Origin of the sequence: Micromonospora yangpuensis (assembly GCF_900091615.1) — a bacterium.
GTDB classification, from domain to species: domain Bacteria; phylum Actinomycetota; class Actinomycetes; order Mycobacteriales; family Micromonosporaceae; genus Micromonospora; species Micromonospora yangpuensis.
Genome location: NZ_FMIA01000002.1, coordinates 1,540,416 through 1,555,410, shown reverse-complemented (window position 1 = coordinate 1,555,410; position 14,995 = coordinate 1,540,416). Strand labels below are relative to the sequence as shown.

9 protein-coding genes and 2 pseudogenes are annotated in these 14,995 nt (G+C 75.4%); 6 read left to right on the top strand and 5 right to left on the bottom strand.

The genetic code is table 11. From position 1 onward, the window contains the following. The first annotated feature begins 25 nt into the window (after positions 1-25). Positions 26-1,390, top strand: coding sequence for a glycosyl hydrolase family 28-related protein (locus tag GA0070617_RS07265; protein ID WP_091435157.1), 1,365 nt, complete (start codon positions 26-28; stop codon positions 1,388-1,390). A gap of 1,153 nt (positions 1,391-2,543) precedes the next feature. On the opposite strand, the gene GA0070617_RS30435 is transcribed toward GA0070617_RS07265, so the two are convergent. Genes GA0070617_RS30435 through GA0070617_RS07235 form a run of 5 tightly spaced genes read right to left on the bottom strand, consistent with a single transcriptional unit; the run spans position 2,544 to position 8,936 of the window. Continuing rightward, entirely contained in the window at positions 2,544-3,995 is a 1,452-nt protein-coding gene (locus GA0070617_RS30435) for a hypothetical protein (RefSeq protein WP_175440460.1), read from the bottom strand. An 8-nt stretch (positions 3,996-4,003) separates the two neighbouring features. After that, positions 4,004-5,164, bottom strand: coding sequence for a glycosyltransferase family 4 protein (locus GA0070617_RS07250; protein ID WP_091435152.1), 1,161 nt, complete (start codon positions 5,162-5,164; stop codon positions 4,004-4,006). A gap of 6 nt (positions 5,165-5,170) precedes the next feature. Next, a complete protein-coding gene (locus GA0070617_RS07245) occupies positions 5,171-6,316 on the bottom strand; it encodes a glycosyltransferase (protein ID WP_091435150.1) in 1,146 nt (381 codons plus the stop codon). Then, complete coding sequence (locus GA0070617_RS07240) at positions 6,303-7,496, bottom strand: glycosyltransferase (protein WP_091435148.1); 1,194 nt, start codon at positions 7,494-7,496, stop codon at positions 6,303-6,305. The genes GA0070617_RS07245 and GA0070617_RS07240 overlap by 14 nt, the downstream gene beginning before the upstream one ends. A 6-nt stretch (positions 7,497-7,502) precedes the next feature. Beyond that, complete coding sequence (locus GA0070617_RS07235; RefSeq protein ID WP_091435145.1) at positions 7,503-8,936, bottom strand: hypothetical protein; 1,434 nt, start codon at positions 8,934-8,936, stop codon at positions 7,503-7,505. Between the two features lie 757 nt (positions 8,937-9,693). Between GA0070617_RS07235 and GA0070617_RS07230 the strand changes: the two genes are divergently transcribed. The 5 genes and pseudogenes from GA0070617_RS07230 to GA0070617_RS32325 all read left to right on the top strand — a co-directional run. Continuing rightward, positions 9,694-10,545 carry a MurR/RpiR family transcriptional regulator gene (locus tag GA0070617_RS07230; RefSeq protein WP_091435143.1) on the top strand — a complete coding sequence of 284 codons (852 nt, stop codon included), beginning with the start codon at positions 9,694-9,696 and terminating at the stop codon, positions 10,543-10,545. 12 nt (positions 10,546-10,557) lie between these two features. Further along, complete coding sequence (gene hutU, locus GA0070617_RS07225; protein ID WP_091435141.1) at positions 10,558-12,201, top strand: urocanate hydratase; 1,644 nt, start codon at positions 10,558-10,560, stop codon at positions 12,199-12,201. 11 nt (positions 12,202-12,212) lie between these two features. Further along, complete coding sequence (locus GA0070617_RS07220) at positions 12,213-13,430, top strand: allantoate amidohydrolase (protein WP_091435139.1); 1,218 nt, start codon at positions 12,213-12,215, stop codon at positions 13,428-13,430. A gap of 2 nt (positions 13,431-13,432) precedes the next feature. Continuing rightward, positions 13,433-14,083, top strand: a pseudogene (locus GA0070617_RS32330) (amidohydrolase family protein); the annotation flags it as partial. Positions 14,084-14,188: 105 nt separating this feature from the next. Continuing rightward, a pseudogene (locus GA0070617_RS32325) lies at positions 14,189-14,929 on the top strand (amidohydrolase family protein); the annotation flags it as partial. Positions 14,930-14,995: the final 66 nt, after the last annotated feature.

Below are 14,995 nucleotides of genomic sequence, written 5' to 3'. Positions count from 1 at the left end.
GGAACCGGACGACGGGAGCGCCGCGATGGCCCAGGGCAGCCCGGGTGATCCCGCGCCGACGCCGGGCCTCAGCCGGCGCAGCGCGTTGCTACGCGGCGGCACGGTAGCGGCCGGGCTGGGCACCGGGGTGGCCGGCGCCTGGTCCACCGGGGACTCCGGCGGCGTGGTGGACGTCCGGGCGCACGGTGCCGTCGGCGACGGGCGCGAGGACGACACCGCCGCGCTGCAGCGGGCCTTCGACGCCGCCGGCCGGACCGGCGGCATCGTGTTCCTCCCGCCGGGGACGTACCTGACCGGGCGGGTCGTGTTGCCGTCCCGGGTGCACCTGCGCGGCTCGGGTGGGGACGCCACGACGCTGCGGCTGCGCCCCGGCGCGAACACCGCGATCATCGAGTCCGCCGGCTACGACCGGCTCGCCGGCACCCGCAGCGACGCCGGGACCACCCTGTTCAGCCTCCGGGACCTGGCCCTGGACGGCAACAAGGCGCAGAATCCCACCGCCGGGTACGGGTTGCGGGTCTACGGGTACGGCTACGAGCTGTCCGAGGTGATCGTCTTCAACTGCCGTACCGACGGGATCGTCAGCGAGTGGGGGCCGGCCGGCGCGCTGCCGGCCCCCTCGCACCAGATGGAGTCCCGGTTCTCGGCGGTACGCACCCACGGCAACGACGGCCACGGGATCAACTTCCTGGGCCCGCACGACTCGATGTTCATCAACTGCCTGACCTTCGACAACGGCGCGAGCGGGTTCCGCCTGGCCGGTGACGCGCAGGGCACCTCGATGGTCAACTGTCACGCCTGGGGCATCCGGCAGAACGTCTCGTTCGACCTGGCCGCCGCCGGCATCAGCTGCTCCAACTGCTACGCCGACCTCAACGGCGGGGTCGGCGTCCGGATCTCCCGCAACGACGTGCGCTGGATCGGCGGGCTGGTGCTCGGCTACAACCACCACGACCCGCACCCGGAGATCGGCTTCCAGTTCGTGCCCGGGGTGGACCCGCAGGAGCCCTCGGGCTGCCTGATCGACAGCAAGGTGGTCAACTGCGGCACGGCGGCCGTCGACTTCGGTGCGGACCGGGGACTGTCCAGTGTCCGGGTCAGCCTCTCCCAGCCCGGTGCCCTGGACGCCGAGGGCGGGCGGGTGCCCGGCACCGGTCGGGGTTGGATCGGCGAGCCGGCGGCGACCACGCTCGTCGAGATCACCCAGGGCCTGGGTCACCCGGAGAAGAACCTGGTGGTCCGCCCGGCGTTCGACCTGCGGGCGCAGGCCGATCCCGGTCTCCCGCAGCCGGGCGCGGTGCGGGTGGTGGCCCGGCAGGTCGACGGTCGGACGCAGCTCTGCGCGGTCTTCCCCAACGGCGCGGTGCAGGTGCTGGCGGCCGAGCCCTGATCCGGGCCAGGAACCAGCAGACCACCAGCGCCTCGGCCACCAGCAGTTGACCGACCAGGCCGGCGAGGCCGTCGACCCAGGCGACGGAGCAGGCCAGACCCCCGAAGGCGATCACCCGGGAGCCGACGGCCGAGACCAGGTACCGCCGTGGCGGCGCCCAGATCATGTGCCGGGTGGAGAGCCAGGTCGCCCCGGCCAGCAGCGCCTTGTAGGCGCAGTACAGGGCGAGTACGCCGACCGCGACGGTGGCCAACTCGTCGGCGACCACCGCCCGCAGGGAGCCGCTGGCGAGCACCACCACGCCGACGCCGGCCAGGCTCACCATGGTCAACGCCCGGGCCCCGGTCCGCCAGCGGGCGGCCCGGCCGGCCACCACGTCCTGACGGACGCTGGCCGAGAGCGCCACGTGGAACGGCCCGAAGAGCAGGTCCAGGCCGCGCAGCACGACCAGGGCGGCGGGCCCGACCACCGCGCCGGCCACCGCCGGCAGGCTCACCGTGTAGGCCAGGTCGACCGCCGCCGCCACGCAGTAGACCGCACCGAGCCGCAGCGCCCGCGCCACCGGCGGCCGCACCTGCCCGGGTACGACCGCCGGCCGGCGCAGCAACACCCAGCCCAGCACGGCGAGCTGGGCCGGCACCGCGACCACGTCGAGCCGCAGGTCGAGCACGACGAAGACGACCCCGGCGAGCAGGGTGCCGACGGCGGTGGCCTGCGGAATCAGGTTGGCCCACCGGACGCCTCCGGTCCGGGTGGTGACCCAGAACAGCGCCTCCAACGGCAGCTGCAGCAGCACCGGAACGAGCAGCACCAGCCGGTCGACCGGGCCGGTCTGCGGGAGTGCCACCGTGGCGCAGAGGTAACCCACCACGGCCACCGGCGCGAACACCGCGGCGGTTACCCGCCACGCCCAGCTGCGCAGCTGCCAGCCGCCAGGCACCAGGCCGGCCGAGAGGGGGCGGCCCAGCAGGGCCTCCATCAGCGTGTACGGGATGGCCAGCAGCGCGCCCTGCAGGGCCACCACCGCCAGCCGGCCGCTGTCCGCCCAGGACGCCAGCAGGAAGACGTAGACGCTGCCCAGTCGGGTGAGCGCCTGCACCGACACCTGCGAGCCCTGCAACCGCGCCGCGACGGCGACCAGCGGGCGCACCGGTCAGTCCCGTCGCTCGCCGGGGGCCACCGGCCGGTCCAGCCCCGGCCAGCGGGTCAGGCTCGGCCGGACCGGTCCGCCGGGCACCGGGCCGTCCAGGCGCAGCCCGTACGCCACGAACCCGGCCAGGCACAGCATCGCGCCCGGGTACTCCCACGCCTCGATCACCATCGCCGCGGCGGCCAACCCGGCCAGCACCGCCAGGTGCACCACCGTTCCGGTACGGGTGGCGGAGCGCCGCCGCAGCCGCAGCAGGCCGTAGCCGACCCCGGCGAGCAGCACGACCATCGCCCAGAGCCCGTACTGCAGGCCGACGCTGACGAACTGGTTGTCCACGAAGACCTGTGCGCTGCTGGTCACCCGGGACGTGGTGGCCGCACCGACCCCGCCGACGCCCAGCCCCCAGGGCGGCACGCCGCCACCGAGCAGCCCGGCCCAGACGTCGAAGCGTTCGAAGAGGCTCCGGGCCCCGGTGGCCCCGACGGCCACGAAACCCACCGCCACGCAGCCGACCACGCCCAGGCCCACCAGCCGGGCCCGCCGCCGCCCGGCGGCCCCACCGGAGCGGTCCAGCAGTACCGCGCCGAGCACCCCGGCGACCACCAGCAGCGCCCCGGAACGACTGGTGCTCAACGCCAGGCAGAGCACGGCGGCCACCCCACCGGCGTGCCAGGTCCGGCGGGTCGGACGGGCGTCGCGGGTCAACCACAGGGCCACGTAGCCGAGCAGGAACGCGCCGGCCAGGATGCCCAGCTCACCGTTGAACTCGGTGAGCCCCGGCACCCGGAAGGTGTCTCCGATGTAGCGGACCGCCCGGTCCTCCTCGAAACCCCACCGCACCAGCCGGGCCGGCCCGACCAGCAGTTCACCGACCGCCGCCACCGCGTTCGCCACCAGCAGCCAGGACAGCATGGTCAGCACGGTCTCCAACTGGTCGCGCCGCAGCGCGGTCAGCACCACCAGCAGCAGCAACGGGACCAGGGTGAGCCGGACCCCGACCAGGGTCTGGGCCAGCCCGTGGTGTGCGACACCGATCAGGCTCCAGACGGTCAGCACCAGCAGCACCGCCCCGGCCGCCCGGAGCTGGGCGCGGCTCCACCGGCCGTGCCAGCAGGCGAGCGCGAACAGCACGCAGACCACGGCGGTGGCGGAGACGCTGAGCACGTACTCCCGGCCACCGAAGGCGGCACCGACCAGCCCTTCCAGGCCGATCATCCAGAGGCCCAGCGGGGCGTTGAGCACGACCAGCACGTACCCGAGGGCGACGAGCGTGGCGCGGCCCCTGCGGTCCCGCGCGGACGTGCCGGCCCGCACCGCAGCCGCACCGACCTGCGCCGGGACGGCAGGAGGCCCGTCGGCGGGCCGGACGGCGGGCGGCCCGCCGGCAGCGGGGTCGGAGGTGGCGGCCTCGGAGGCGGGTGGCCCGCTGGCGGGGGTGGCGGGATCGGGGGACATGCGCCGGGTCACCTCGGGTGGCTCGTCGGTCTCGGGAGGGGGCCGGCCGACCGGTAGGCGGCCAGGACCGCGTCGACGTGCCGGTCCCAGTCGAGGTGGCGGCCGTCGGCGGCGGCCGAGGCGGCCATCGTCGCGTACTCGTCGTCGGGCATCCGGGCGGCCCGGCGCAGCAGCGCCGCCAGCTCGGCGCGGGTCCGGAAGACCAGCAGCGAGCCGTCGCCGGCCATCGGCGGGCGGGCCACCTCGCTGGCGAGCACCGGCCGTCCGGCCCGCAGCGCCTCCGCGCAGACCAGGCCGAAGGTCTCCGCACCCTGACTGGGGAAGATCAGCCAGCCGGCGGCCAGGAACGCGGCGCGCTTGCCCGCGTCGTCCAGGTAGCCGAGGTACCGCACCGAGGACGACCGGTCGGCGGCGTGGCGCACCTCGGCACGCAGCGGGCCGTCCCCGCCGACCAGGAGTGTGCCGCCCACCTCTGCGTCGACCTCCGCCCAGGCGTCCAGCAGCAGGTCCACCCCCTTGTGCCGGTCCAGCGCCCCGAGGTACAGGAAGGTGTCGCGGCGGCCCGACGGCCAGTCGCGGGGGCCGGCCGGCGTCGGCACGGCCAGCGGCAGCAGCCGGTTGGCCGGTCGGGCTACGGGTGCGCTGCCCAGTACCCGGCGGCGGGTCCGTTCCGAGGGGAACAGCAGGGTGCTGTGCCGAAGCTGGTGCAGCACCCAGCGGGACCGTAGCCGTAGCAGGGCGTCCAGGGCGGCGGAGCGGCCGAGGTTGCCGAGGGCGTTGTTGGGGTCGAGGACCGCGTGGTCGTGCACCGAGTGGCAGGTCGGCCAGGCTCGCGACAGCCGGGCCACCGGCCGGATCCCCAGCCCCTGCCAGTTGTGCAGGTGCACCACGTCGGGGTCGAAGTCACCCAGGTCGGCCGGGTCGAGGCCGGTCGGGTCGACCAGGTCGCCCAGGTGGGTGCAGACCTTGGCCAGCCGGGGCAGCCGCCGGGCCAGCCGGGCAGAGCGGCGTTCGCCGACCGGGTGGTCCTGCGGGCACCGGGGGTCGGGGGTCCGGCTGAACACCCGTACCTGGTGGCCCCGCTCGGTGAGCGTCCGGGACAGGTCACGGACGTACCGTTCCGCGCCACCGGCGACGGCGAAGCCGGCATGCACCTGGGCGATTCGCACCCGCCGTCACCTCCCGTCCGGGGTCGCCGGTGCGGCGTCGGCGAGCAGCTCGACCAGGTGCGCGGTGGCCTCGGCCCAGCTCCGCCCGACCGGTCCGACCACCGGCGCGGGCCGGCCGGTGGGCTCGACCACCGCTGGCGCGAGCGGGCCGGTCCTCCCGGCCACCACCGTGGGCACGGGCCGGCTGGTCGCCTCGGCCACCGCCGCCACCAGCGCCTGCGGCGTCCAGGTGAGCATCCGGGCCGCCCGGCCGCCGGTCGCCTCGTGCAGCGCCGGGTCCGGGGAGACGACCACCGGGGTACCGAGCCGCAGCGCCTCGACCGCCGGCAGGCCGTACCCCTCAAAGTGGCTCGGCATGAGCAGCGCGGCGGCCCCGGCGAGGGTGGCGGCGTACCCGTCGTCGGTGAGCCGGTCCAGCAGCACCACCCGGTCGGCGGCGGCGGACCGGGCGGCGGTGTGGTGCGGGAACCGCTGCCCGCCGGTGAGCACCGCGAGCAGGTACCCGGGCAGCTCGGGCAGGGCCTCGACGGCGATCTCCACGCCCTTGTGCGCGGCGTGCCCGGCCACCACCAGGTACGGCCGGTCGGCGGCGGCCAGCGGGGCGGGCAACCCGCCGGTGGGCGGGTCGAGGCTGCTGCCGGGCTGCCAGAGGGCCGTCCGGTCGGCCGGCACGCCGTACAGTCCGAAGAGGTCGTGCCGGGTACGGGCGCTGACGCAGAGCAGGCGGGCGGAGCGGCCGATCGCGGTGGCGTAGCTGACCCGCCGGTACTGCCGGACCGGGGCGGAGAGGCCGTGCGGCCAGAGCCGGAACGCCAGGTCGTGCAGGACGGTGGTGACCGGCAGCCGGCTGCCCCGGACCGCCAGCGACGGGCTCAACGACAGCACCCGGGTCGTCCCGTCGGCCCGGCCGGTGACCGCGCGCAGGCCGGCCGTGGCCGCCGCGATCGTCCGGGCCCGGCCGCCGCCCTGGTGGCTGAGCACCTCCACCGTGACGCCCGGCCCGGTCGCCGGGGCCGACCAGCCCGGCGGCGCGGCCACCACCCGCAGCCGGTGCGGGCCGGGCCAGTGCCGGACGATCTCGGTGAGGACCCGGGTGATCCCGCCGTCGCCGACGCCGCTGCACTCGACGACGGTGGTGTCAACGGCAGGCATCGGCCACCCAGCCGGCCATCCGGGAAGCGAACCGGTCCGCACCGAAGGCGGTGGCGTGCCGGCGTACCCGGTCGGCGGAGAGGTCACCGACGCGGCGCACCGCAGCGGCGTGCCGGGCCGGCTCCCGGGAGTCCACCAGGAAACCCGTCTCGCCGTCGACCACGGTCTCCAGCAGGCCCCCGGCGCGCAGCCCGACCACCGGCGTGCCGCAGGCCTGCGCCTCGACCGGGATGATGCCGAAATCCTCGTGGGCGGGGAAGAGCAACGCGCGGGCACCCCAGTACAGCTCCCGCAGCCGCGCCCGGTCCGGCCGCGACTCGAACGTCACCGGTACGTCCACCGTGGCCGCCAGCCGACGCAACCGGGCCTCCTCCGGGCCGCCCCCGGCGAGCACCAGCGGCAGGCCCGCCTCGGCGGCGATCGCGATCATCAGGTCGAAGTTCTTGTACGGGATCCACCGACCCACCCCGAGCAGGTGATCCCGGGGCTGGTCGCGCTGCGCCGGCGGCGCGGCGGCGAAGAAGTCCACGTCGACCGGCGGGTGGACGACCACCGCGTCCCGCCGCCAGTACCGGCGGATCCGGTCACGCACCTCCACCGAGTTCGCCGCGTAGGCGTGCACGTGCCGGCTGAACCGGACATCCGCCGCCCGCAGCACCCGCCGGGGCCCGCCGAGCAGCCGGCCCGCGCCCCGTCCGTCGAAGTCGGGGCTCCACAGGTACCGGGCGGGCGAGTGCACGTAGCTGAGGTGCCGGGTCTGCTCGGGCGGGCCGAAGCGGGCCGTGTGCCCGAAGGCGTGACTGGACGAGAGCACCACCTCGTAGCCGCCGGGCCGGCCGAGATGCCAGGCGAACGGCAGGAACGGCAACGCCAGCGCCTTGCTGCGCCGCAGCGGCGTACGGGCCAACCAGGACTCGCGCAGCCGCAGCCGCTCCCGGGGCACCTCCGGCTCGGCCCAGAGCACGTACCGGTCGGCGTGCGGCAGCAGGTCACCGAGGGCGAGGAAGACGTTCTCCGAGCCCCCGGCGGCGCTGAACCACTCGTGCACCAGGGCCACCGGCCGCCCGGCCAGCAGCGGGGTGCCGCTGTTGGCCGGCGACCCGCCGGCACGCTCGGCGGAAGCGGAAGCACCGGCAGGCTCGGCGGACGACGCGGGGGTGGCGCGGTCGGTCGACGTCATCGTGGCTCAGCTGGTCCGCCGCCACAGGTCCCGCAGGGCGTCCCAGTTGCCCCCGAGCCCGGCCTCGCAGAGCGTCTCCAGGTAGAGCGCGCCGAGCCCCTCGTCGCGGTCCCACCACAGGCCACAGATGGCCCGCTCGTCCTCGCCCTTGAAGGCGTACTCGATGTAGCTGCCGCCGGCGCCGGTGACCCCGCCGGTGGTCCGGGTGGCCTCGCGCAGGCCCGGGGCCAGCGAGCCACCGGCCAGGTTCAGCTGCTGGCGGTAGGCCCGCGCCGCGTTCCGGGCCTCGACCGACTCGAAGAGTCCGAAGTGCAGCGAGAGCCCGCCGTACCGGCAGAAGACGTGGCGTTGCTCGTCCGCCGGCAGCTTGGGGCCGCCGACCTCGGTGTCCACCGCGCAGCCGCCCATCCGGGCCAGCCACGGCTCGGCCAGCGGCGCGAGGTCACCGTCGAACTTGGTCCGGTTGATGGCGAGCTGGTTCGCCGTGAAGGCGTCCGGGGCGGTCGCCGACGGGGCCGGCCGGGCCTCGGAGCCGGCACCGTCGAGGCTGCGTCCGACCAGGACCCCGCCCGCGGCGGCGAGCACCGCCGCCAGCGCCACGACGGCGATCCACCGACCGGTACGGCTGGGCGGGGCCGGGGGGACCGGTGCGATCCGCCGCCCCGGCGCGCTGAACGAGTCCGGCGGCGCGGAGCTGATCCCGGTGGCCTCGGCCGGCGAGACCGGCTGACCTGAGACCGGCTGGGGCGACGTCGCCCACGGCGGCTGGGGTGCCCCGGAGACCGGTTGACCTGCCCCGGACACGGGCCCGGGCGAGCCGGAGACCGGCTGGGGTGATCCGGAGACGGGGGTCGGTGCAGCGGAGACCGGCTGGGCGTGCACGGCACCGGAGACGGGCTGGGGTGATCCGGAGACCTGCTGGGCGACCGCAGCGCCGGAGACCGGCTGGGTTTGCGCGGCGACCAGGGTGGGCCCGCCGGAGACGGGCTCGGCCGGGCTGCCGACCGGCTGGGCCGGCACGGCGGTCGAGCCGGGCCCTACGGTCGAGCCGGGTCCGACGGTCGAGCCGGGTCCGACGGTCGAACCGGGTCCGACGGTCGAACCGGGTCCGACGGTCGAGCCGGGCCGGGTGGCCGGCTGGTAGTCCATGCCGAGGCTGTGGAAGAGCCGCTGCGGCGCGGCGCCGGCCGCCGCCGGGTACGCCACCCAGGGTTGGGCCGCGTAGAAGTCGGCCCGAACGTACTGGTGGCCGCCGGCCGTGTGGCCGAGGGTGGTCGCCGCGTTCGCGAACGCCTCCCGCCAGCCCTGGTCGGCCGCCGCCGGACCCTCCAGCACCACCACGGTCACCGGTTGCCCCTGCTGGTCCACTGCGGACCAGGCCCGGCCGACCGGACACTCCCCCACCGCCTCGGTGAACCTGTACGGAACGTCCGGCTGCATGCCCACTCCTCCTGCTCGCCCCCGCCGTGCGGATAGTACAGAGCGCAGACCCGCCGTCGATGACTTCGGGCCGCAGGCCGGCGGCGTGGCGGTCGGCCCGGAGGCCGTCGGCGGTCAGCCGGGCTGCGGTGGATCGTCGGGGTCCGGTGCGGGCGTCACTGCCGGCGAACACCAACACCATCAAACAATCGCGCCCAGCAACTACAGGTTGAGGCGATCAACCGCCATAAGACAGGTACACGACAGACCACCCAAAGCGGTCGTACGGGAAAGTGGTACGTCGCGTGCGACTACGCACCGACCAGGGACACCAGTTCGGTCACCGCCTTGCTCATCGCCCGTCACCGCCGCCCGGAAAGCGACTGGACGATGTCACGGGCGTACCGCTGCCGCCCGGGCCAGCCGGCACCCCCTCTCGAAGGTCAAGCAGCAGACAGATGGCCTCACCATGGCCGCGCACGAGCCGCATACCCGCTTTGGGGAGGTCTGTGGTCGCCATGGCGACCACAGACCTCCCCAAAGCTCACGACGGGCCCGAATGCGATCACCGATCGACGGGTCGGCAGGCATGGGGCGACGAGACATCAGTGGGGCTCCGCGGTGGAGAGCTGATCGGGACCCCCGGTTGGCCAGCCGCCACAACGGACGGCACACCCGAGCCGCACGCACGCGTCCACCTGACGCACCCACCCCCCAGTTGATGCCAGGACGGCCCGACCACTTGCCGGGTGAAAGTTTTCATGCATAGAGTCTCGGCATGAATGACGGAGCCGTCAGCGCGACCACCGAGCGGGTCCTCGGCCTGTTCGAGGGGGTCCGGCTCACCCCCACCCAGCGGCGCATCGCGCACTGCCTGGTCCAGCACGCCCCGTCGGTCGGCTACCTGTCGGCCGCCGAGGTCGCCGAGCTGGCCGGGGTCAGCCAGCCCTCGGTGACCCGGTTCGCCACCGCCCTCGGCCACGACGGGTACCCGGCGCTGCGTCGCCGGTTGCGCGAGCTGACCGCCGGGCCGACCGGCCGGCCCGGCGGGACCGGCAACCAACTGCAACAGGCGGTACGCGCCGAGATCGGCAACCTGGACCGGCTCGCCGGCCAACTCGCCGACCCCGACCGGATCGCCGAGGCCGGTCGGCTGCTCGCCGCCAGCCGACCGCTGCCGGTGCTGGGCCTGCGGGCCGCCGCGCCGCTGGCGGCGTACTTCGCCTACTTCGCCGCCAAGGTGCACCCGGACGTGCGGGTGCTCGACACCGGCGGCAGCCTGCTCACCGACCGGCTGGAACGGGCCGCCGACGCCGGGGCGAACGCCCTGCTGGCGCTGGTCCTGCCGCGATACCCCAGGGAGACCTTCGAGGCGCTGCGCGAGGCCCGGTCGGCCGGCCTGACCATTGTGGCGGTCACCGACTCCCCGGTCAGCCCCGCCACCGACCACGCCGACCTGGTGCTGCCCGCCGGGGTCGGCACCGGACTCGTCTTCGACCTGCACACCGCCCCGATGACCCTGGCCATGGTGCTGCTCCAGGCGCTCTGCGACGCCGCACCGGCCGAGACCCAACGCCGGCTGGAGGCGTTCGAGGTCTCCGCCGCCCGCCGCCAGTTGTTCGTCAGCTGAGAGGAGCCCGACATGCCCGAGCCCGTCCGCGCCGCGCGTGGCAGCACGCGTACCGCCCGGGGGTGGCCGCAGGAGGCCGCGCTGCGGATGCTGATGAACAACCTCGACCCCGAGGTGGCCGAACGCCCCGACGACCTGGTGGTGTACGGCGGCACCGGGCGGGCGGCCCGGGACTGGCCGTCCTACCACGCCCTGGTGCGGACGCTGACCGGGCTGCGCGACGACGAGACGATGCTGGTCCAGTCCGGCCGGCCGGTGGGCGTGCTGCGCACCCACGAGTGGGCGCCCCGGGTGCTGCTGGCCAACTCCAACCTGGTCGGTGACTGGGCCACCTGGCCGGAGTTCCGCCGGCTGGAGTCGCTCGGGTTGACCATGTACGGGCAGATGACCGCCGGATCGTGGATCTACATCGGCACCCAGGGCATCCTGCAGGGCACCTACGAGACGTTCGCCGCGGTAGCCGCGAAGCTGACCGGAGACGGGCCGGCCGGCTCGCTGGCCGGCACGCTGACGCTGACCGCCGGCTGCGGCGGGATGGGCGGGGCCCAGCCCCTCGCGGTCACCATGAACGGCGGCGTCTGCCTCATCGTCGACGTCGACCGGAGCCGGCTGGACCGCCGGGTACGCGACCGGTACCTCGACGAGGTCGCCGACTCCCTCGACGACGCGGTGGCGCGGGCGTCGGCCGCGAGACGGGACCGCCGGGCGCTCAGCGTCGGCGTGGTCGGCAACGCGGCCACCGTCTTCCCCGAGCTGCTGCGCCGGGGCGTGGAGATCGACATCGTCACCGACCAGACCAGCGCCCACGACCCGCTGTCGTACCTGCCGGAGGGGGTGGAGCTGGCCGACGCCCGGGACCTCGCGGCGGCCGACCCGACCGGGTACACCGACCGGGCGCGGGCCTCGATGGCGAAACACGTCGAGGCGATGGTGGGCTTCCTCGACGCCGGTGCCGAGGTCTTCGACTACGGCAACTCGATCCGGGGCGAGGCGCAGCTCGGCGGGTACCAGCGGGCCTTCGACTTTCCCGGCTTCGTGCCGGCGTACATCCGGCCGTTGTTCTGCGAGGGCAAGGGGCCGTTCCGGTGGGCGGCGCTCTCCGGGGATCCGGCCGACATCGCCGCCACCGACCGGGCGGTGCTGGAGTTGTTTCCGGAGAACGAGTCCCTGGCCCGGTGGATCCGGCTGGCCGGAGAACGGGTCGCGTTCCAGGGGCTGCCCGCCCGGATCTGCTGGCTGGGCTACGGCGAACGGGACCGGGCGGGGGTGCGCTTCAACGAGATGGTCGCCTCGGGTGAACTCTCCGCACCGGTGGTCATCGGCCGCGACCACCTGGACTGCGGCAGCGTGGCCAGCCCGTACCGGGAGACCGAGGCGATGGCCGACGGCTCCGACGCGATCGCCGACTGGCCGCTGCTCAACGCCCTGGTCAACACCGCAAGCGGGGCGTCCTGGGTCTCCCTGCACCACGGCGGCGGGGTAGGCATCGGCCGGTCCCTGCACGCCGGGCAGGTCTGCGTCGCCGACGGCACCGCGCTGGCCGGCCAGAAGATCGAACGGGTACTCACCAACGACCCGGCGATGGGCGTGATCCGCCACGTCGACGCCGGCTACCCGACCCCCCACCCCGACGTCCGCATCCCCATGGCGGAGTAAGGAAGGGCCCCTTGTTATCGCATTCTGTTGTGGAAGGGTCCCTTCCTTACAGGTTCCGTGTGTTGTGGGACGAGATCGCGGCGATCGGGCGGGACCCGGGCAGCGGCGGGTACCTGCGGTACGCCCTCGGCGCGGCCGAGCTGGCGTTGCGGGACTGGTTCCGGGAGCAGGCCCGGCGGCGGGGGCTGGCGGTCACCGAGGACGGCAACGGCAACCTGCTCGCCCGCTGGGGTGACCCGGACGCCGTCGACGCGGTGCTCGTCGGCAGCCACTTCGACTCGGTGCCGCACGGCGGCGGGTACGACGGTCCGCTCGGCATCGTCAGCGCGTTCCTCGCCGTCGACGAGCTGCGCGCCGCCGGGGTCACCCCCACCCGGCCGGTGGTGGTGGCCGCCTTCGTCGAGGAGGAGGGGGCCCGGTTCGGCGTACCGTGTCTGGGGTCGAGGCTGCTCACCGGGGCGATCGAGGTCGACCGCGCGGCCGGGCTGCGCGACGCGGCCGGGGTGAGCTTCGCCGAGGCGCTGGGCCAGGCGCCGGTCGGGGCCCGACCCGACCTGCTGGCCGGCTTCTCGTCCTTCGTGGAGCTGCACGTGGAGCAGGGCCGGGCGCTCGTCGAGCGGGACGCGCCGGTCGCGGTCGCCGAGGCGATCTGGCCGCACGGCCGGTGGCGCTTCGACGTCCACGGCGAGGCCAACCACGCCGGTACGACCCGGATGGCCGACCGCCGCGACCCGATGCTCACCTACGCGTTCACCGTGCTCGCGGCGAACAAGGAGGCCCGGCTGCGCGGCGCGCACGCCACCGTCGGCCGGGTCCGGGTCGAGCCGAACGCCACCAACGCCGTCCCGTCGACGGTGACCGGCTGGTTGGACGCACGCGCCGCCGACCAGGAGACCCTGGACGCGCTGGTCGAGGCGGTCGCCGCCAAGGCCGCCGAGCGGGCCCGCCGCGACGGCACCGAGGTACGGGTGACCGAGGAGTCGGCCACCCCGCTGGTCACCTTCGACGACCGCCTGGGTACCCGACTGGCCCGGCTGCTGGCCGCCCCGGTGCTGCCCACCGCGGCCGGCCACGACGCCGGGGTGCTCGCCGGGCACCTGCCCACGGCGATGCTCTTCGTCCGCAACCCGACCGGGGTGTCCCACTCCCCGGCCGAGACCGCCACCGACGCCGACTGCGCCGCCGGGGTCACCGCCCTGGCCCGGGTCCTGACGGAGCTGACCCGATGACCGTGACCCGCTGGCTCGCCGAGTACGCCTGGCTGCCCGACCGGGCCGAACCCACCCCCGACGTGCTGATCGAGACCGCCGACGGCCGGATCACCGGGGTCACCCGGCTGACCGGCGACGGCGGCCTGACCACCGGGGTCGAGGTGTACGCCGACGCGGTCCGACTGCCCGGGCTCACCCTGCCGGGGCTGGCCGACACCCACTCGCACGCCTTCCACCGGGCGCTGCGCGGGCGTACCCACGGTGGCCGGGGTGACTTCTGGACCTGGCGCGACCAGATGTACGCGGTGGCCGCCCGCCTCGACCCGGAGCGCTACCTGGCGCTGGCCCGGGCGGTCTACGCCGAGCTGGCGCTGGCCGGGATCACCTGCGTGGGCGAGTTCCACTACCTGCACCACGGCCCGGACGGCACCCCGTACGCCGATCCGAACGCGATGGGCGCGGCGCTTGTCGAGGCCGCCGCGCAGGCCGGCATCCGGATCACCCTGCTGGACACCTGCTACCTGACCGCCGATGTCGACGGGGCACCGCTGGCCGGGGTGCAGCGCCGGTTCGGCGACGGCGACGCCGACCGCTGGGCCGCCCGTCTCTCGACCCACCCGCTGGCCAGCCGCACCACCGCGCCCCCCGACGCCGCCGGTCCGGCCGGGGCCGCTGCCGGTGACGGACTCGGTCCGGCCGGGGCCGCTGCCGGTGACGGACCCGGTCCGGCCGGGTCAGCTGCCGGTGACGGACCCGGTCCGGCCGGGTCAGCCGGGCACGCCCGGCTGGGGGCGGCGGTGCACTCGGTACGGGCGGTGCCGGCCGCACAACTCGGCACGGTCGCGACCTGGGCCCGCGAACGGGGCTCGCCGCTGCACGTGCACCTCTCCGAGCAGCCGGCCGAGAACGACGCCTGCCGGTCGGTGCACGGGCTGACCCCGACCGGGTTGCTGGCCCGGCACGGGGTGCTCGGACCCACCGTGACCGCCGTCCACGCCACCCACCTGACCAGCGGTGACCTGACCCTGCTCGGCGAGTCCGGCACCGGGGTCTGCCTCTGCCCCACCACCGAACGGGACCTGGCCGACGGGATCGGACCGGCCAGCCGGATGGTCGACGCCGGCATCACGCTGAGCCTGGGCAGTGACAGCCACGCGGTCGTCGACCCGTTCGAGGAGGCCCGGGCGATGGAGCTGGACGAGCGGCTGCGGACCCGCCGTCGGGGCCACTTCCCGGCCGCCGCGCTGCTGCGGGCGGCCAGCGTCGCCGGGCACGCCGCGCTGGGCTGGACCGACGCCGGGCAGATCGCCGTGGGCAGGCGCGCCGACCTGGTCACGGTCAGTTTGGACAGCGTCCGTACCGCCGGCGTACCCCCGGTCGGGGTGTTCTTCGCCGCGGGCGCGGCGGACGTCACCCACGTGCTTGTCGACGGCCGGCCGGTGGTCGCCGACGGCCGCCACCTGCACGTCGACGTGCCGCGCGAACTCTCCGCCGCCATCGCCGAGGTGACCGGATGACCGCGGGTACGCCGGCCCGGCCGGCCGCGACCAGGCCGGCCCCGCCGGCCACCGGGACCGGGCCGG

Coding starts and splice junctions, on each gene's coding strand:
- hutU (WP_091435141.1), top strand. CDS start 10,558: ATGCCCGAGCCCGTCCGCGCCGCGCGTGGCAGCACGCGTACCGCCCGG.
- GA0070617_RS07230 (WP_091435143.1), top strand. CDS start 9,694: ATGAATGACGGAGCCGTCAGCGCGACCACCGAGCGGGTCCTCGGCCTG.
- GA0070617_RS07235 (WP_091435145.1), bottom strand. CDS start 8,936: ATGCAGCCGGACGTTCCGTACAGGTTCACCGAGGCGGTGGGGGAGTGT.
- GA0070617_RS30435 (WP_175440460.1), bottom strand. CDS start 3,995: ATGTCCCCCGATCCCGCCACCCCCGCCAGCGGGCCACCCGCCTCCGAG.
- GA0070617_RS07240 (WP_091435148.1), bottom strand. CDS start 7,496: ATGACGTCGACCGACCGCGCCACCCCCGCGTCGTCCGCCGAGCCTGCC.
- GA0070617_RS07265 (WP_091435157.1), top strand. CDS start 26: ATGGCCCAGGGCAGCCCGGGTGATCCCGCGCCGACGCCGGGCCTCAGC.
- GA0070617_RS07245 (WP_091435150.1), bottom strand. CDS start 6,316: ATGCCTGCCGTTGACACCACCGTCGTCGAGTGCAGCGGCGTCGGCGAC.